The sequence below is a fragment of the Streptomyces malachitofuscus genome (genome assembly GCF_055571035.1).
Map to the genome: position 1 here is coordinate 13,351 of NZ_JBVIGA010000031.1, position 17,709 is coordinate 31,059.

Annotated in this window: 19 protein-coding genes; 17 read left to right on the forward strand and 2 right to left on the reverse strand. The window is 69.3% G+C overall.

What is annotated here, in order from left to right:
* The first annotated feature begins 2 nt into the window (after positions 1-2).
* From rplO to truA, 11 genes are all read left to right on the forward strand, one after another.
* Positions 3-458 carry a 50S ribosomal protein L15 gene (gene rplO / locus ACZ44S_RS33855; protein ID WP_004927223.1) on the forward strand — a complete coding sequence of 152 codons (456 nt, stop codon included), beginning with the start codon at positions 3-5 and terminating at the stop codon, positions 456-458.
* Between the two features lie 243 nt (positions 459-701).
* Entirely contained in the window at positions 702-2,015 is a 1,314-nt protein-coding gene (secY, locus tag ACZ44S_RS33860) for a preprotein translocase subunit SecY (protein WP_466936164.1), read from the forward strand.
* Positions 2,015-2,668: an adenylate kinase gene (locus ACZ44S_RS33865; protein ID WP_190166831.1), complete on the forward strand. Its 654-nt coding sequence runs from the start codon at positions 2,015-2,017 to the stop codon at positions 2,666-2,668. The genes secY and ACZ44S_RS33865 overlap by 1 nt, the downstream gene beginning before the upstream one ends.
* A 191-nt stretch (positions 2,669-2,859) precedes the next feature.
* A complete protein-coding gene (gene map / locus ACZ44S_RS33870) occupies positions 2,860-3,696 on the forward strand; it encodes a type I methionyl aminopeptidase (protein ID WP_190166832.1) in 837 nt (278 codons plus the stop codon).
* 151 nt (positions 3,697-3,847) lie between these two features.
* The gene (infA, locus tag ACZ44S_RS33875) at positions 3,848-4,069 is read left to right on the forward strand and encodes a translation initiation factor IF-1 (RefSeq protein WP_003948620.1); all 222 of its coding nucleotides are present in this window, start codon (positions 3,848-3,850) and stop codon (positions 4,067-4,069) included.
* 60 nt (positions 4,070-4,129) lie between these two features.
* Positions 4,130-4,243 carry a 50S ribosomal protein L36 gene (rpmJ, locus tag ACZ44S_RS33880; protein ID WP_003974245.1) on the forward strand — a complete coding sequence of 38 codons (114 nt, stop codon included), beginning with the start codon at positions 4,130-4,132 and terminating at the stop codon, positions 4,241-4,243.
* 195 nt (positions 4,244-4,438) lie between these two features.
* Positions 4,439-4,819, forward strand: coding sequence for a 30S ribosomal protein S13 (gene rpsM, locus ACZ44S_RS33885; RefSeq protein ID WP_004984507.1), 381 nt, complete (start codon positions 4,439-4,441; stop codon positions 4,817-4,819).
* 65 nt (positions 4,820-4,884) lie between these two features.
* Entirely contained in the window at positions 4,885-5,289 is a 405-nt protein-coding gene (rpsK, locus tag ACZ44S_RS33890) for a 30S ribosomal protein S11 (RefSeq protein WP_003956432.1), read from the forward strand.
* Positions 5,290-5,543: 254 nt separating this feature from the next.
* Positions 5,544-6,566 carry a DNA-directed RNA polymerase subunit alpha gene (locus ACZ44S_RS33895; protein ID WP_003966937.1) on the forward strand — a complete coding sequence of 341 codons (1,023 nt, stop codon included), beginning with the start codon at positions 5,544-5,546 and terminating at the stop codon, positions 6,564-6,566.
* Positions 6,567-6,758: 192 nt separating this feature from the next.
* Complete coding sequence (rplQ, locus tag ACZ44S_RS33900; RefSeq protein ID WP_125504720.1) at positions 6,759-7,250, forward strand: 50S ribosomal protein L17; 492 nt, start codon at positions 6,759-6,761, stop codon at positions 7,248-7,250.
* Between the two features lie 78 nt (positions 7,251-7,328).
* Positions 7,329-8,186 (forward strand): tRNA pseudouridine(38-40) synthase TruA, encoded by an 858-nt coding sequence (gene truA / locus ACZ44S_RS33905; RefSeq protein ID WP_466936169.1) that lies wholly within the window; start codon positions 7,329-7,331, stop codon positions 8,184-8,186.
* A gap of 19 nt (positions 8,187-8,205) precedes the next feature.
* Here the strand turns inward: truA and ACZ44S_RS33910 are convergent, their stop codons facing one another.
* On the reverse strand, positions 8,206-9,087 hold the full coding sequence (locus ACZ44S_RS33910; RefSeq protein WP_466936172.1) for a hypothetical protein: 882 nt from the start codon (positions 9,085-9,087) through the stop codon (positions 8,206-8,208).
* A 74-nt stretch (positions 9,088-9,161) separates the two neighbouring features.
* Here ACZ44S_RS33910 and ACZ44S_RS33915 point away from each other — a divergent pair, with 74 nt between their 5' ends.
* The 4 genes from ACZ44S_RS33915 to glmM all read left to right on the forward strand — a co-directional run bounded on the left by ACZ44S_RS33915 (position 9,162) and on the right by glmM (position 13,338).
* Positions 9,162-10,379, forward strand: coding sequence for a glycosyltransferase 87 family protein (locus ACZ44S_RS33915; protein ID WP_466936174.1), 1,218 nt, complete (start codon positions 9,162-9,164; stop codon positions 10,377-10,379).
* A gap of 233 nt (positions 10,380-10,612) precedes the next feature.
* Positions 10,613-11,056: a 50S ribosomal protein L13 gene (rplM, locus tag ACZ44S_RS33920; protein ID WP_190166836.1), complete on the forward strand. Its 444-nt coding sequence runs from the start codon at positions 10,613-10,615 to the stop codon at positions 11,054-11,056.
* Positions 11,057-11,097: 41 nt separating this feature from the next.
* Positions 11,098-11,610, forward strand: coding sequence for a 30S ribosomal protein S9 (gene rpsI, locus ACZ44S_RS33925; RefSeq protein WP_190166837.1), 513 nt, complete (start codon positions 11,098-11,100; stop codon positions 11,608-11,610).
* Positions 11,611-11,979: 369 nt separating this feature from the next.
* Positions 11,980-13,338, forward strand: a complete 1,359-nt coding sequence (gene glmM / locus ACZ44S_RS33930) for a phosphoglucosamine mutase (protein WP_466936177.1) — start codon at positions 11,980-11,982, stop codon at positions 13,336-13,338.
* Positions 13,339-13,706: 368 nt separating this feature from the next.
* Here glmM and coaA read toward each other — a convergent pair whose 3' ends face one another.
* Positions 13,707-14,675, reverse strand: coding sequence for a type I pantothenate kinase (coaA, locus tag ACZ44S_RS33935; protein WP_466936180.1), 969 nt, complete (start codon positions 14,673-14,675; stop codon positions 13,707-13,709).
* 231 nt (positions 14,676-14,906) lie between these two features.
* Here coaA and ACZ44S_RS33940 point away from each other — a divergent pair, with 231 nt between their 5' ends.
* Positions 14,907-15,689 (forward strand): hypothetical protein, encoded by a 783-nt coding sequence (locus ACZ44S_RS33940; RefSeq protein ID WP_466936183.1) that lies wholly within the window; start codon positions 14,907-14,909, stop codon positions 15,687-15,689.
* Between the two features lie 108 nt (positions 15,690-15,797).
* Positions 15,798-17,645, forward strand: coding sequence for a glutamine--fructose-6-phosphate transaminase (isomerizing) (gene glmS, locus ACZ44S_RS33945; RefSeq protein WP_466936186.1), 1,848 nt, complete (start codon positions 15,798-15,800; stop codon positions 17,643-17,645).
* Positions 17,646-17,709 lie beyond the last annotated feature (64 nt).

The window sequence follows — 17,709 nt, forward strand, 5'->3', positions numbered from 1 at the left end:
TCATGGCGGAGCAGAACCCGCTCAAGATCCACAACCTCCGTCCCGCCCCCGGCGCCAAGACCGCCAAGACCCGTGTCGGTCGTGGTGAGGCGTCGAAGGGTAAGACGGCCGGTCGTGGTACCAAGGGCACCAAGGCCCGCTACCAGGTTCCGGAGCGCTTCGAGGGTGGCCAGATGCCGCTCCACATGCGTCTCCCGAAGCTGAAGGGCTTCAAGAACCCGTTCAAGACCGAGTTCCAGGTCGTCAACCTGGACAAGCTCGCCTCCCTCTACCCCGAGGGCGGGGAGGTCACGGTCGAGGACCTGGTCGCCAAGGGCGCCGTGCGCAAGAACAGCCTCGTCAAGGTCCTGGGCCAGGGCGAGATCTCCGTGGCGCTGCAGGTGACGGTCGACGCCGTCTCCGGCTCCGCCAAGGAGAAGATCACCGCCGCCGGCGGTACCGTCACCGAGCTCGTCTGATCACTTCAGGTGTCTCGATGACGTAGAGCGATCCCGACCGGGGATACCCCACATTTGGGGTATCCCCGGTTGGTCGTTCCTAGGGCGGCATGGTCGCCGGTAAGGTGGCCTGCGCTGCCCATTGACCTCGAGGGCCCCAAGCGGGCACTCAGGGCGGCAGTTGACCGTTACGTATTCGTCCTTAGTCGGAATCTCAAGACCGTCACCCTTGACGCAGTTGCGCGGGGGGTCGCAGGAGGCACCGTGCTCACCGCGTTCGCCCGGGCGTTCAAGACGCCCGACCTGCGCAAGAAGCTGCTCTTCACGCTCGGCATCATCGTGGTGTACCGCGTCGGTACCAACGTTCCCATTCCGGGCGTCGACTACCGCAACGTCCAGACCTGTATCGACAACGCCGAAGCCAATTCGGGTCTGTTCGGTCTGGTCAACATGTTCAGCGGCGGCGCGCTGCTCCAGATCACGATCTTCGCGCTGGGCATCATGCCGTACATCACCGCGGCCATCATTCTGCAGCTGCTGACGGTGGTGATCCCGCGCCTGGAAGCCCTCAAGAAGGAGGGGCAGGCCGGTACGGCGAAGATCACGCAGTACACCCGTTACCTCACCGTCGCGCTCGCCATCCTGCAGGGCACCGGCCTGGTGGCCACCGCCCGCAGCGGCGCGCTGTTCCAGGGCTGCCCGGTCGCGAGCGAGATCGTCCCGGACCAGTCGATCTTCGTCACCATCACCATGGTCATCACCATGACCGCCGGTACGGCCGCGGTCATGTGGCTCGGTGAGCTCATCACCGACCGCGGCATCGGCAACGGCATGTCGATCCTGATGTTCATCTCGATCGCCGCGACCTTCCCCTCCGCCCTGTGGGCCATCAAGGAGCAGGGCAGCCTCGCGGACGGCTGGATCGAGTTCGGCACCGTCATGCTCGTGGGCTTCGTCATGGTCGGTCTGGTCGTCTTCGTCGAGCAGGCCCAGCGCCGGATCCCCGTGCAGTACGCCAAGCGCATGGTCGGCCGCCGGTCCTACGGTGGTACGTCGACGTACATCCCGCTCAAGGTGAACCAGGCGGGTGTGATCCCCGTCATCTTCGCCGCGTCGCTGCTCTACATCCCGGCGCTGGTCGCCCAGTTCTCGAGCGGCAACGCCGGCTGGAAGACCTGGGTCGAGAAGAACCTGGCGGACCCGGGAGCGACGCCGCACATCATCCTGTACTTCCTGCTCATCGTCTTCTTCGCCTTCTTCTACGTCGCGATCTCCTTCAACCCCGAGGAAGTCGCCGACAACATGAAGAAGTATGGTGGCTTCATCCCGGGCATCCGGGCTGGCCGACCGACCGCTGAGTACCTGAGCTTCGTACTCAACCGGATCACCTGGCCGGGTTCGCTGTACTTGGGCCTGATCTCTCTCGTGCCGACAATGGCGTTGGCTGGTTTCGGGGCAAACCAGAACTTCCCGTTCGGCGGGACCAGCATCCTGATCATCGTGGGTGTGGGTCTCGAAACGGTGAGGCAGATCGAGAGCCAGCTCCAGCAGCGCAATTACGAAGGGTTCCTCCGCTGATGCGAATCGTCCTCGTCGGGCCGCCGGGTGCTGGAAAAGGTACGCAGGCCACCCGCCTTGCCGAGAAACTGCGCATCCCGCACATCTCCACAGGTGACCTGTTCCGCGCCAACATCAGCCGGCAGACCGAGCTCGGGAAGCTCGCGAAGTCCTACATGGACGCGGGCAATCTCGTCCCCGACGAGGTCACCATCGCCATGGCCAAGGACCGCATGGAGCAGCCCGACGCCGAGGGCGGCTTCCTGCTGGACGGCTTCCCGCGCAACGTGTCGCAGGCCGAGGCGCTGGACGAGCTGCTGCAGACCGAGGGCATCAAGCTGGACGCCGTACTCGACCTGGAAGCCCCCGAGGACGAGGTCGTCAAGCGGATCGCCGGCCGGCGGGTCTGCCGCAAGGACTCGGCGCACGTGTTCCACGTGACGTACAGCCCACCGAAGCAGGAGGGCGTGTGCGACACCTGTGGTGGTGAGCTGTACCAGCGCGACGACGACTCCGAGGAGACGGTGCGGACGCGGCTGGAGGTCTACCACACGCAGACCGAGCCGATCATCGACTACTACCGGGCCCAGGGGCTGGTCGTGACCATCTCCGCGATGGGTCCGGTCGACGAGGTCACCGGACGGGCGCTGGAGGCGCTGAAGCGCGGTCAGTAGTTCTTGTTCTTCGATTGCAGCCGCGGTCCTTCGCAGGAGGGCCGCGGCTGTGGACTGTCGGGGCGGGCGGATCGCACAGCCCGGCGCTCGCGGTCGGCAGCGGGGGACGGCGGCGCGGTCGGCCGTGGAGCGTGCCCGTATCGTTGGACACGTTCGTCCTTCCCTCTGGTCCCAGAAAGGCCGTCGTCCCCATGGTGCAGATCAAGAGCCCTGAGCAGATCGCCAAGATGCGTGAGGCGGGGCTGGTCGTCGCCGCCATCCACGCGGCCACGCGTGAGGCCGCCGTGCCCGGGGCCACGACGAAGGATCTGGACCAGGTCGCCCGCAAGGTGCTCGCCGAGCACAACGCCAAGCCGAACTTCCTCGGCTACGGCGGTTTCCCGGCGACCATCTGCACCTCCGTGAACGAGGTCGTGGTCCACGGCATCCCCTCCGACGACGTCGTCCTCAAGGACGGTGACGTCATCTCCATCGACTGCGGCGCGATCATCGACGGCTGGCACGGTGACGCCGCCTACACGGCGTTCGTCGGCTCCGGCCACTCCCCGGAGCTGATCGAGCTGTCCCGGGTGACCGAGGAGTCGATGTGGGCCGGCATCGCGGCCATGAAGCAGGGCAACCGGCTCGTCGACGTCTCCCGGGCGATCGAGACGTACATCCGCCGCCAGCCCAAGCCGGGCGGCGGCAAGTACGGGATCATCGAGGACTACGGCGGCCACGGCATCGGCACCGAGATGCACATGGACCCGCATCTGCTGAACTACGTCGAGCGCAAGCGGGGCAAGGGCCCCCGGCTGGTCCCCGGCTTCTGCCTCGCCATCGAGCCCATGGTCTCGCTGGGCACCCCGAAGACGGAGGTCCTCTCCGACGACTGGACCGTGATCACCACGGACGGCACCTGGTCGTCGCACTGGGAGCACTCCGTCGCCCTCACCGAGCAGGGACCGCTGGTCCTGACGGCTCCCGACGGCGGCAAGGCCAAGCTGGCGGAGATGGGGATCACGGCCGCCCCGGATCCGCTCGGTTAAGGATCAGCTCGGTGGGGCAGGCTTTCCCGATTCGTGTTTCCGGGTGCGCTGACGTAGACTGACTCGTCGGCTCTGGTGCACCCGCATGTCTGCATGTGCTCACACGGTGCACGCCGGAGTCGATCAAGGTAGTCGATTCGAAGGGCGAAGCGTGGCCAAGAAGCAAGGTGCCATCGAGATCGAGGGCACTGTCGTCGAGTCTCTTCCGAACGCCATGTTCAAGGTCGAGCTCCAGAACGGCCACCAGGTCCTGGCACACATCAGCGGCAAGATGCGTATGCACTACATCCGCATCCTCCCTGACGACCGGGTCGTGGTGGAGCTGTCTCCGTACGACCTGACGCGTGGCCGGATCGTCTACCGGTACAAGTAGATCTTGCCCGCGCCCCGGTCCGCCGGGGTGATGGCACTGACCCGGAGAACCTCACATCCCATGAAGGTCAAGCCGAGCGTCAAGAAGATCTGCGACAAGTGCAGGGTGATCCGCCGTCACGGCCGGGTCATGGTCATCTGCGACAACCCGCGCCACAAGCAGCGCCAGGGCTGACCGCAGCACTGATCCACCCCTCTGCGCCTTCCGCAGAACTTCGCGCGACGCGAGCAGCACACGTTCATACGCAGGTCCCGAGCCGTGTACGGCTCGACACCCCCGGCTCGGAGGCCGGGGACCCAGTTCGTACCTGGTACGGCGGCTGGGATCCGGCCCTGTGGAAGACCTCCGACAATCAACTGGAGCCATTGAATGGCACGCGTTTCCGGTGTTGACATCCCGCGCGAAAAGCGCGTGGAGATCGCCCTCACCTACGTGTTCGGCATCGGCCGGACCCTTTCGCAGCAGACGCTGGCCGCCACCGGCGTCGACCCGAACACCCGCGTTCGCGACCTCTCCGAGGAGCAGCTCGTCGCGATCCGCGAGTACGTCGACAACAACATCAAGACCGAGGGTGACCTCCGTCGCGAGATCCAGGCCGACATCCGCCGCAAGGTCGAGATCGGCACCTACCAGGGTCTGCGTCACCGTCGCGGTCTGCCCGTCCGCGGTCAGCGCACCAGCACCAACGCGCGTACCCGCAAGGGCCCGCGTCGCGCCATTGCCGGCAAGAAGAAGCCGGGCAAGAAGTAGTCCGCAGCGGACGCCTGTCCACGGTCTTCGCTGTAGGACCGACCACCTCCCGTAGGAGTTAAGAGATGCCCCCCAAGGGACGTCAGGGCGCTGCCAAGAAGGTGCGCCGCAAGGAAAAGAAGAACGTCGCTCACGGCCACGCGCACATCAAGAGCACGTTCAACAACACGATCGTCTCGATCACGGACCCGTCCGGCAACGTGATCTCCTGGGCCTCCGCCGGCCACGTCGGCTTCAAGGGTTCCCGGAAGTCCACGCCGTTCGCCGCGCAGATGGCCGCCGAGTCGGCTGCCCGCCGCGCCCAGGAGCACGGCATGCGCAAGGTCGACGTGTTCGTCAAGGGCCCGGGCTCCGGTCGTGAGACCGCGATCCGTTCCCTGCAGGCCACGGGCCTCGAGGTCGGCTCCATCCAGGACGTCACCCCGACCCCGCACAACGGCTGCCGCCCGCCGAAGCGCCGTCGCGTCTGACGTAACGGCTCGGTCGGTCGGCTCCCTGCTGGGGGTGCGGGGGTCGTCCCCCGCATGGTCGCAGCACGGCTGCCGCCCGCCGAAGCGCCGCCGCGTCTGACGCACGGCCGCTTCATTCGGCTTCGGGTTCCGGGCGGTACGGCTCACCAGGGCCGTATCGCCCGTACCCTTGCAGTACCCGCACTTTTCACCGGGTGCGGTTTCCGTCGGACGTCAAATAGCGGGCGTCCACGAAAGAAGGATCTGATCCACACATGCTGATCGCTCAGCGTCCCTCGTTGACCGAAGAGGTCGTCGACGAATTCCGCTCCCGGTTCGTGATCGAGCCGCTGGAGCCGGGCTTCGGCTACACCCTCGGCAACTCCCTCCGCCGCACCCTCCTGTCGTCGATCCCCGGCGCTGCTGTCACCAGCATCCGCATCGACGGCGTCCTGCACGAGTTCACCACCGTGCCGGGCGTCAAGGAGGACGTCACCGACCTGATCCTCAACATCAAGCAGCTGGTCGTCTCCTCGGAGCACGACGAGCCGGTCGTGATGTACCTGCGCAAGCAGGGCCCGGGTCTGGTCACCGCCGCCGACATCGCGCCCCCGGCCGGTGTCGAGGTGCACAACCCCGACCTCGTCCTCGCCACGCTCAACGGCAAGGGCAAGCTGGAGATGGAGCTGACGGTCGAGCGTGGCCGCGGTTACGTTTCGGCTGTGCAGAACAAGCAGGTCGGCCAGGAGATCGGTCGTATTCCGGTCGACTCGATCTACTCGCCGGTCCTCAAGGTCACCTACAAGGTCGAGGCGACCCGTGTCGAGCAGCGCACCGACTTCGACAAGCTGATCGTCGACGTCGAGACCAAGCAGGCCATGCGCCCGCGTGACGCCATGGCGTCGGCCGGAAAGACCCTGGTCGAGCTGTTCGGTCTGGCGCGTGAGCTCAACATCGACGCCGAGGGCATCGACATGGGTCCGTCCCCGACGGACGCCGCCCTCGCCGCCGATCTGGCGCTGCCGATCGAGGAGCTGGAGCTCACCGTCCGGTCGTACAACTGCCTCAAGCGTGAGGGCATCCACTCCGTGGGTGAGCTCGTGGCGCGCAGCGAGGCGGACCTGCTGGACATCCGCAACTTCGGTGCGAAGTCCATCGACGAGGTCAAGGCGAAGCTGGCCGGCATGGGCCTGGCGCTCAAGGACTCGCCTCCCGGGTTCGACCCGACCGCTGCGGCGGACGCGTTCGGCGCGGACGACGACGCGGATGCCGGCTTCGTGGAGACCGAGCAGTACTGAGCGCTCCGCGAGGAGGCCGGTTCTGCGGCTGCGGGCCGGTTGCGGCTGGTCGCGCAGTTCCCCGCGCCCCTACGGGGCGCGGACCCTCCGGGGCGCTTGACAAGGCGCCCCGGATCTCCGACAGGCGACCGCCTGCTCGGATACTGACCCCGGTACCTGATACGGCCGGGGCAGACACACAGGAGATTCATCATGCCGAGGCCCACCAAGGGTGCCCGTCTGGGCGGCAGCGCCGCGCACGAGAAGCTGATGCTCGCGAACCTCGCGAAGGCGCTTTTCGAGCACGGCCGCATCACCACCACCGAGGCGAAGGCGCGCAAGCTGCGTCCGTACGCCGAGCGTCTGGTCACCAAGGCGAAGAAGGGCGACCTTCACAACCGCCGTCAGGTGCTCCAGGTCATCACGGACAAGAGCATCGTCCACACGCTCTTCACCGAGATCGGCCCGCGGTACGAGAACCGTCCCGGTGGCTACACCCGCATCACCAAGATCGGTAACCGCCGTGGCGACAACGCGCCCATGGCCGTCATCGAGCTGGTCGAGGCGCTGACCGTGCAGCAGTCGGCGGTCGGCGAGGCCGAGGCCGCGACGAAGCGTGCGGTCAAGGAAGACGCCCTCAAGAAGGACGAGGCCGTCGAGGCCCCGGCCGAGGAGACCAAGGACGACGAGTCCAAGGACGCCTGAGGCTCTGCCTGAGCGGGCCCGTCCCTTTCGAGGGGCGGGCCCGCTTTCGTGTGTCCGTGCGGGTGAGAGGATCTCCGTGTGAGTGACGAAGTGCAGCCAGGGTTCGTACGGGTGCGTCTGGACCTGTCCTACGACGGGACCGAGTTCTCCGGCTGGGCCAAGCAGGCCGGTGGCCGGCGGACCGTGCAGGGGGAGATCGAGGACGCGCTGCGGACCGTGACGCGGTCCGGCGGGACGGTGTACGAGCTGACCGTGGCGGGGCGGACCGACGCCGGTGTCCATGCCCGGGGCCAGGTCGCGCACGTCGATCTGCCGCGGGAGGTGTGGGCCGAGCACCACCCGAAGCTGCTGAAGCGGCTCGCCGGACGGCTGCCGAGGGACGTGCGGGTGTGGGCGCTGAGGGAGGCGCCCGCCGGGTTCGACGCGCGGTTCTCCGCGGTCTGGCGGCGCTACGCCTACCGGGTCACCGACAACCCCGGGGGAGTGGACCCGCTGCTGCGCGGCCATGTGCTGTGGCACGACTGGCCGCTCGACGTCGACGCCATGAACGAGGCCGCGCGCGGGCTGCTGGGGGAGCACGACTTCGCCGCGTACTGCAAGCGGCGCGAGGGCGCGACGACCATCCGTACGCTCCAGGAGCTGAGCCTGGAGCGGGGCGCGGACGGGATCATCACCGCGACCGTCCGCGCGGACGCCTTCTGCCACAACATGGTGCGCTCGCTGATCGGCGCGCTGCTGTTCGTCGGCGACGGCCACCGTCCGCCGGACTGGCCCGGGAAGGTCCTCGCGGCGGGCGTACGGGACTCCGCCGTCCATGTCGTACGCCCGCACGGTCTGACCCTGGAGGAGGTCGGCTACCCGGCCGACGAGCTGCTGGCCGCCCGCAGCAGGGAGGCCCGCAACAAGCGGTCCCTGCCGGCGGCCGGCTGCTGCTGACTCCGTCCCGGCGGCGGCGCTACTCGTTCGCCGCCGCCGATGCCTGGGCCTCGCCTCTGCGGCGGATCTGACGGAACGTGAACTCCTGGAGGTCGTCGCCGGTGGAGAAGACGGCCTTGTCCTTCGTCGTCACGTCCTTGCCGTCCGTGAAGCCGGCGAGGGTGAAGTAGGCGTAACGGCCGTAGGAGTTGGTCGTCGAGCGGCACACCGCGCCGACGCAGAAGTCCTTGACGCCGCCGCCCGACAGCGACTTGATGATGCTCTTCTTGTCGGCCTGCTGCTTGGCCTCGGTCGCCTGGGCCTCGGTGTCGAAGACGGCCACGCCGACCGTCACGGCCACCTTGTCCTTGGTGTAGGTGACCCGGATGAGGCGGGTGCAGTCGTTGGCGGTGAGGACCTTGGGGAGCGTGGCCTTCGCGGCCGAGGCGCAGTTCTTGGTGTCGGCCGTCGGGCCCTTCTTGTACACCGTCTCGCCCATGGTCAGCTGTGTGCCCGGGAAGAGGATGTCGGGGCTCAGCGGGGCCTTGTCCTTCTTCGCGCTGGCGATGAAGTCCTTCGGGTCCAGCGGCGGCGGGGCGCTCGTCGGGGCGAACGAGGGGACCGTGCCCGTGGGGCTCGGTAGGTCGGAGGCCCCGGGAAGCTGTGAGGAGGTGCCCGGGGAGGCCTGGTTGCTGCCGTTGGCCGAGACGACGGCGACCGCCACCGCCGTGCCTATCGCGACGGTGGCGAGTGCGCCGCCGCCTATGAAGAGCAGCCGGCGCCGCTTGGCGCGGGCCTCCGACGCGTCGGCGAGCGCCGCCCAGTCGGGTGACTGGCCGGCACTGCCGCCGCTCCACGGCTGCTGGGAATTCGGTGTCCAGGGATCCCACTGCTGTGGAGGTCCCCCCTGCCCAAAGCTCATGGGCCGCATCTTAGACGGGGCAAGGGGTGTGCTGGTCCGCCTCAACCGGGCGGGCAGGCCCTAGCGTTGCGCGCATGGTGACGGGCAAAAGCGACATCTCCGGGTGGTTGGTGCGACCTGCGGGCGGCTCCGTGTGGGCCGGACTCGTGGCCGTGCTCGGGGCGCTGACGGTTCATACGGTGCTGGTGACCTCGGACGGAGGCATGGACAACGGGATCGTCGTGGACGCCGCGCGGACCTGGATGGACGGGGAATCGCCGTACGACGATCGGCGCTTCCTCTATTTTCCGAGCGCCGTCATGGCCGCCGTCCCGCAGGCTCTGCTGCCGCGGTCCGTGCTCGACGTGCTGGTGCCGGTGGCGGTGACCGTCGCCCTCGCCCTGGGCTGGGCCTGTGCGCTGCTGCTGCACCGTGTGCCGCTGCGCAGCAGGCTCGCCGCCCTCGGGCTGCTGGCCCTCGCGGCGGGCTTCGCACCGTTCGGACAGCTGGTGCGGCTGGGGAACTGGACGGTGACGGCGGTGCTGGCACTGCCGCTGTGCCTGCTGCTGGCGAGCCGGGGCCGGTGGGTCGCGGCGGGTGCGGTCATCGGGGTGGCGGTGGCGCTGAAGCCGCTGCTCCTGCCGATGGCGCTGCTGTTCCTTTTCGCGCGGCGGTGGGCGGCGCTGGCCCTGGTGGTCCTGGTGCCGGTGGTCACCTCGGTGGTCGCCGCGCTGTTCCTGCCCGACCCCACGGGCTTCCTCACCCGCACCCTGCCCTTCCTGTTCACCGGCGACGACGCGTTCCTGCGGCTCTACGAGGCCTCGCCGGCGGCCGTGCTGCCCCGGCTCGGGGTGCCCCAGGGCCCGGCCACGGCGCTCGCCCTGGTGGCGGGGGCGGCGGGTGTGGTGTGCGCGTACCGGCGCTGGCGGGGACCGGGGCCGGTGGCGCTGCGGCTGGCGGAGACCTCGGCGGGGCTGATGCTGTCGGCGTTCCTCGTCTCGCGGCCCTCCTACAACCACTACCTCCTGGTCGTCCTTCCGCTGCTGCTCGCCGGCCTGCCGTACGCCGGTGCGGTGGCCCGGCGGCCCTGGTTCTGGCTGGCCCTGGTGCCGCAGCTGCCGGGGATCACCTGGCCGTGGCTGGAGTCGGGGAAGCGGCGGGCGTTCCGGGACGCCCTCACACTGGGTGTGCTGGCGGTGACGGTCGCGTACCACTGTGTCCGCGCGGCGGAGGGGGCGCGAGGGGCGGGCGGGGCTGCGGAGGCGCCCCCGGAGGAGCCGAGGGGGCGGCGTTCGGCCGTAAGGCCGGTGTAGGCCGACGAGGGCGGGGCTCGTTTTGACCCGTCCGGTCGAGCATGGGTATTCTGCATGTTCGTTGTGTGTAGTGGCTTGCTCATTCTCACGTGAGGGGCCCTTACACCGGTCCACCGGACCGATGACCAGCGACCAGCACGCGGTTTGCGTCACCGTGGTGCGGTCAAGGCTGTCGTGATCGTCTTCGGTGACCTTGTCAGGACCATTCACTGAAGAAGCGAAGGCTACGAACCGTGCGTACGTACAGCCCCAAGCCCGGCGATGTGACGCGCCAGTGGCACGTCATCGACGCTCAGGACGTCGTCCTGGGTCGTCTGGCCTCCACTGCGGCCTCCATCCTGCGCGGCAAGCACAAGCCCATCTACGCGCCCCACGTCGACACCGGTGACTTCGTCATCATCATCAACGCCGACAAGGTGCACCTCTCCGGCAACAAGCGGACCCAGAAGATGGCGTACCGCCACTCGGGTTACCCGGGCGGTCTGCGCTCCGTCCGCTACGACGAGCTGCTCGAGAAGAACCCCGAGAAGGCCATCGAGAAGGCCGTCAAGGGCATGCTCCCCAAGAACACCCTGGGCCGTCAGATGCTCTCGAAGCTGAAGGTCTACTCGGGCGACCAGCACCCGCACGCTGCCCAGCAGCCGGTGCCGTTCGAGATCACCCAGGTCGCGCAGTAAGTCCGGCCACCCCTAAGACTGAAGAGAATCTGAGGAGAATCGTGGCCGAGACCACTGCCGAGCAGCCGCTCGAAGAGCTTGACATCGACAGCTACACCACCGAGTCCGAGGCCCCCGTCGAGGGCGAGTACACCTCGGAGTCCATGGCCTCCCGCTTCGGTGAGCCCCAGCCGGCCGCCGGCCTGGGCCGCCGCAAGAACGCCATCGCCCGCGTCCGGATCGTCCCGGGCTCCGGCAAGTGGAAGATCAACGGTCGCACCCTCGAGGACTACTTCCCGAACAAGGTGCACCAGCAGGAAGTCAACGAGCCCTTCAAGGTGCTCGAGCTCGAGGGCCGTTACGACGTCATCGCCCGCATCGCGGGTGGCGGTGTCTCCGGTCAGGCCGGTGCGCTCCGTCTGGGTGTCGCCCGTGCGCTGAACGAGGCGGACGTCGACAACAACCGCGGCCCGCTGAAGAAGGCCGGCTTCCTCAAGCGCGACGACCGTGCGGTCGAGCGCAAGAAGGCCGGTCTGAAGAAGGCCCGCAAGGCCCCGCAGTACAGCAAGCGCTAAGCACAGGGCGCTCGCGCGTACTCCGAACGCCCCGGCGGCACGCCACAGTGCTGCCGGGGCGTTCGTTTATTCACTGCCGTGGGCGTATAACGGCACAAGGCGCTCAAACGCTAATGTGATCGAATGGTCGGGTGTCGCCGCGCCCGTGCCCGCGCCCGCTGCCGCCGCTGCGGCGTGCGGGCGGGCGGGCTCGGGAACGGTGTGGGTCCGGAGCCGCGGAGCCGCATTCGTATGACGACCGTCGAACACATCACAAGCTTCGTCAGTGGCACAACCGTCGGCCGTACGGCCGGGTCCAACGCCTCGGCAGGACCCTCGTGACGGGGCTCTGGCTCGGCTGTCGATACTGACGCATCCTCAGGAGGACAAGTGGGACGACTCTTCGGCACGGACGGCGTGCGCGGTGTCGCCAACGCGGACCTGACGGCGGAGATGGCGCTCGGCCTGTCCGTCGCCGCGGCGCACGTGCTGGCCGAGGCGGGCACGTTCGAAGGGCACCGGCCCACCGCGGTGGTCGGGCGTGATCCGCGCGCCTCCGGGGAGTTCCTCGAGGCCGCCGTCGTCGCGGGCCTCGCGAGCGCGGGCGTGGACGTCCTGCGCGTCGGTGTACTGCCGACGCCGGCGGTGGCCCACCTCACCGGCGCGCTCGGCGCCGACCTCGGTGTGATGCTCTCCGCCAGCCACAACGCCATGCCGGACAACGGCATCAAGTTCTTCGCCCGCGGCGGTCACAAGCTCGCCGACGAGCTGGAGGACCGCATCGAGTCCGTGTACGAGGAGCACCGCACCGGGGCCCCCTGGGACCGCCCGACCGGCGCGGGCGTCGGCCGCGTGCGGGACTACGAGGAAGGGCTGGACAGGTACGTCGCCCACCTCGTCGACGTGCTCCCGAACCGGTTGGACGGTCTGCGGATCGTCCTCGACGAGGCACACGGTGCCGCCGCGAAGGTCTCGCCCGAGGCGTTCACGCGGGCCGGGGCCGAGGTCGTCACCATCGGTGCGGAGCCGGACGGGCTGAACATCAACGACGGGTGCGGCTCGACGCACCTCGACCAGCTGAAGGCCGCGGTCGTCGAGCACGGGGCGGCGCTGGGTATCGCGCACGACGGTGACGCCGACCGGTGCCTGGCCGTGGACCACACCGGTGAGGAGGTCGACGGCGACCAGATCCTCGCGGTGCTGGCGCTGGCGATGCGGGAGCGGTCCGCGCTGCGGTCCGACACCGTGGTCGCGACGGTGATGTCCAACCTCGGTTTCAAGCTCGCCATGGAGCGGGAGGGGATCCGGCTGGTGCAGACCGCGGTCGGCGACCGGTATGTGCTGGAGGAGATGAAGGACAAGGACTACGCCCTCGGCGGCGAGCAGTCCGGGCACGTCATCATCCTCGACCACGCGACGACGGGTGACGGCACGCTGACCGGTCTGCTGCTGGCGGCGCGGGTCGCCGGGACCGGGCGTACGCTGCGGGACCTGGCCTCGGTGATGGAGCGGCTCCCGCAGGTGCTCATCAACGTGCCGGACGTGGACAAGTCCCGGGTGAAGACGTCGGCGGAACTGTCGGCGGCGGTCGGTGAGGCGGAGCGCGAGCTGGGGGAGACGGGGCGGGTGCTCCTGCGGCCCTCGGGGACGGAGCCGCTGGTCCGCGTCATGGTCGAGGCGGCGGACATCGACCAGGCCCGCTCGGTGGCGGGGCGTCTGGCGGATGCGGTGAAGTCGGCGCTGGGTTAGCGGCCGGCCGCGGGGCGGGGTCGTATGCCTGCGGCGCCGCTTTCCCTCAGGTGGGGGTGCGCGTAGCGCCGACGGTGGGTGGGTGGTGCGGGGCCGGGACGGGGGTGTCCGTCCTCGGACTGGCGCGATGGGGTTTTCTGGTGGGGGTGCGGGGCGCGGACGCGCCAGCCACTGCGGGCGAACACCCCCGTCCCGTCCCCTCCCGCAGACCGGCGGCTCTCCGCCGCTTCCGCGGGCAGTCGTGCCGCAGGGCGGCACGGGTGGGCGCGACGGCACCCCGCCGACGCCGGGCTGCGCAGACACCCCCGGCCCACACCCACGCCGGGTACCTGCAAGCACCGGCACCGCAAACCCGCCCGCACCGCCGCCTACAGCTTGCGCAAGCTGAGGCGCTGGACCTTGTGGTCGGGGCCCTTGCGCAGGACCAGAGTGGCCCGGCCCCGCGTGGGCGCGATGTTCTCCACCAGGTTCGGCTTGTTGATGGTGCGCCACATCGTGCGCGCGTAGTCGAGCGCCTCCTCCTCGGACACCTGGGTGTACTTGCGGAAGTACGAGGAGGGGTCCTGGAACGCGGTCTCACGCAGCCGCTTGAAGCGGTGCAGGTACCAGCGCTCGATGTCCTCCGTGCGGGCGTCGACGTAGACGCTGAAGTCGAAGTAGTCGGCGAGCCCCACGCGGGTCCGGCCGTCCTGGCCGGGCAGAGCCGGCTGGAGGACGTTGAGCCCTTCGACGATCAGGATGTCCGGGCGGCGCACGGTGAGCTTCTCGCCGGGGACGATGTCGTAGATGAGGTGGGAGTAGACGGGGGCCGTGACCTCGGCCTTGCCCGCCTTGATGTCGGCGACGAAACGGGTGAGCGCCCGGCGGTCGTAGGACTCGGGGAATCCCTTGCGCGACATCAGACCGCGTTCCTGGAGCTCCTTGGTCGGCAGCAGGAACCCGTCCGTGGTGACCAGCTCCACGCGCGGGTGCTCCGGCCAGCGGGACAGCAGGGCGCGCAGCAGCCGGGCCACCGTGGACTTGCCGACGGCCACGGAACCCGCGACCCCTATGACGAAGGGCGTGCCCGACTGGGAGCCCTGTTCGCCGAGGAAGGTGTTCAGCGCGCCCCGCAGGCCGTCGGTGGCGCCGACGTAGAGGTTGAGCAGCCGGGAGAGCGGCAGGTAGATGTCCCGCACCTCGTCGAGGTCGATGACGTCGCCGAGGCCGCGCAGCCGTTCGACCTCGGCCGCCGACAGCGGCAGCGGGGTCTTGTCGCGCAGCGCGCTCCACTCGGCGCGGGTGAGGTCGACGTAGGGAGTCGCCTCCGGCCGCTGCCGGTGGGCGCTCCGGGGCATCGAGGAGACCGGAGAGATCACAGTCCATTGTTAACGGAGTTCGAACGGGGCGACAGGTGGGCTGCGTCACGTACGGCGGTCGCCCGTAGTCGTCCATGATCACGCGGTTGTCACGGTCGCATACCGGGTGATCATTCGATGATCAACTGTGCGGTGGCTGTGTGTGGGATCCGTTTACAGTGCGCGCAGTGCGCTGCGGATCCCTCCGCGCCTTCGAGAAAGAGCTCCCACGTGAGAACCACCGCCGTCCGCCGTACCGCGCTCGCCGCCTCCGCCGCCGCGCTCGCCCTGCTCGTCACCGCCTGCGGTGGCTCCGAGGAGAACAAGGCCGACGAGGGCAAGGGCAAGGCCGACTCGACCGCCTCCGCCGCGCCGGTGGGCAAGGCAGCCACCGCCGCCGAGCTGGAGAAGGCCGCGCTCGCCCAGGCGGACGTCAAGAGCGGCAAGGTCGCCACCAAGCTCCCGGCGACGGACGACATCGCCAAGGACCAGGTGACGTCGGACGATGCCGCCTGTCTCCCGCTGGCCCACGCGCAGGCCGGCGTGGCCCAGGGCGAGCCCGCCGCGACCGTGAAGCGCTCCTGGACGGGTGAGCCCGTGAAGCCCTCTGCCGGCACGAAGCCGGAGGACGCCCTGCTGGCCTCCCTCGACGTGGACAAGATGCTGATCAACCTCGCCTCCTACGAGGGCGAGGGCGCCGCGCAGGCGATGAAGGGTCTGGCGACCGCCGCCGAGAAGTGCGCGGGCGGCTTCAAGGCCACCGTCGTCGGTGAGGAGGCCGAGGTCGTCGAGGTCGCCACCACCGCCGCGCCCGAGGGTGGCGACGAGGGCACCGCGATCACCCTGACCGTGGCCGCCGACGAGGGCGTCAAGGCGCCGAACAAGATCGTCGTGGTGCGCAAGGGCTCCACCCTGGCCTCCTTCAGCGCCGTGAACCTGGCCGCCATGGCCACCGGCGAGGACTTCGACGTCCCGGCGGACGTCGTCGCCGCCCAGCTGAGCAAGCTCGGCTGACGCTCCCCGCGTTCCCTTCCCACCGGTGCCTCGTGCACCGGTGGGAATTTCCGATTTCGGGCACGCAGCGGCCCTTTCCGGCTGCTGACGGACCGTAGGCTGCCGGGCATGTGCGGAATCGTGGGATACGTGGGGCCGCAGTCGGCGCTGGACGTCGTGACGGCCGGACTGAAGCGACTGGAGTACCGGGGCTACGACTCGGCGGGCGTCGCCGTACAGGCCGACGGGGGACTGGCCACGGCGAAGAAGGCCGGGAAGCTGGTCAATCTGGAGAAGGAGCTGGCCGACCGGCCGCTGCCGGCCGGGACGACCGCGATCGGACACACCCGCTGGGCCACGCACGGCGGTCCGACCGATGCCAACGCCCATCCTCACATCGACACCGCGGGCCGGGTCGCCGTCGTCCACAACGGCATCATCGAGAACTTCGCCGCCCTGCGTGAGGAACTGGCCGAGCGCGGTCACGAGCTGCGCTCCGAGACGGACACCGAGGTCGTCGCCCATCTGCTGGCCGAGGAGTTCTCCGCCTGCGCCGACCTCGCCGAGGCGATGCGGCTGGTGTGCCGGCGGCTGGAGGGCGCCTTCACCCTGGTCGCCGTGCACGCCGACGAGCCGGACGTGGTCGTCGGCGCGCGCCGCAACTCGCCGCTGGTGGTGGGCGTGGGCGACGGGGAGGCGTTCCTCGCCTCCGACGTCGCCGCCTTCATCGCGCACACCCGTGAGGCGATCGAGCTGGGCCAGGACCAGGTGGTCGAGCTGCGCCGGGACGCGGTCACCGTCACCGGCTTCGACGGCGCCGCGGCCGACGTCCGCGAGTACCACGTCGACTGGGACGCCTCCGCCGCCGAGAAGGACGGCTACGCCTCCTTCATGCTCAAGGAGATCGCCGAGCAGCCGAAGGCGGTCGCCGACACCCTGCTGGGCCGCATCGACGGGTCGGGTTCGCTGACGCTGGACGAGGTCCGGATTCCGGCGGGGGTGCTGCGCGAGGCCGACAAGGTCGTCATCGTCGCCTGCGGTACGGCCTTCCACGCCGGGCTGATCGCCAAGTACGCCATCGAGCACTGGACGCGGATCCCGTGCGAGGTGGAGCTGGCGAGCGAGTTCCGCTACCGGGACCCGATCCTCGACCAGCAGACCCTGGTCATCGCCATCTCGCAGTCCGGCGAGACCATGGACACGCTGATGGCGCTGCGGCACGCCCGCGAGCAGGGCGCGCACGTCCTGGCGATCTGCAACACCAACGGCTCCACGATCCCGCGCGAGTCGGACGCGGTGCTGTACACGCACGCCGGGCCGGAGGTCGCGGTCGCCTCGACCAAGGCGTTCCTGACCCAGCTGGTTGCCTGCTATCTGGTCGCCCTGTACCTGGGCCAGGTGCGGGGCACCAAGTGGGCCGACGAGATCCGCGCGGTGGTGCGGGACCTGTCGTCCATCGCCGGTGCGGTGGACCGGGTGCTGGAGACCATGGAACCGGTGCGGGAACTGGCCCGGTCGCTGGCGGGGAAGAACACCGTGCTGTTCCTGGGCCGGCACGTGGGCTACCCGGTGGCGCTGGAAGGGGCGCTGAAGCTGAAGGAGCTCGCCTACATGCACGCGGAGGGCTTCGCGGCGGGCGAGCTGAAGCACGGGCCGATCGCGCTGGTCGAGGACGATCTGCCGGTGGTGGTGGTCGTCCCGTCGCCGAGGGGCCGGTCCGTCCTCCACGACAAGATCGTCTCCAACATCCAGGAGATCCGGGCGCGCGGTGCGCGGACGATCGTCATCGCGGAGGAGGGCGACGAGGCGGTGGTGCCGTACGCGGATCACCTGGTCCGGATCCCGGTGACCCCGACGCTGCTCCAGCCGCTGGTGGCGACGGTGCCGTTGCAGGTGTTCGCGTGCGAGCTGGCGACCGCCCGGGGCAACGAGGTGGACCAGCCGCGCAACCTGGCCAAGTCGGTGACGGTGGAGTAGGCGGCGGTCACGCCGGGGCCCGGGCGGGGGCGGGTGTGCGGCCGCGGGACACGGTGGTGAAGGA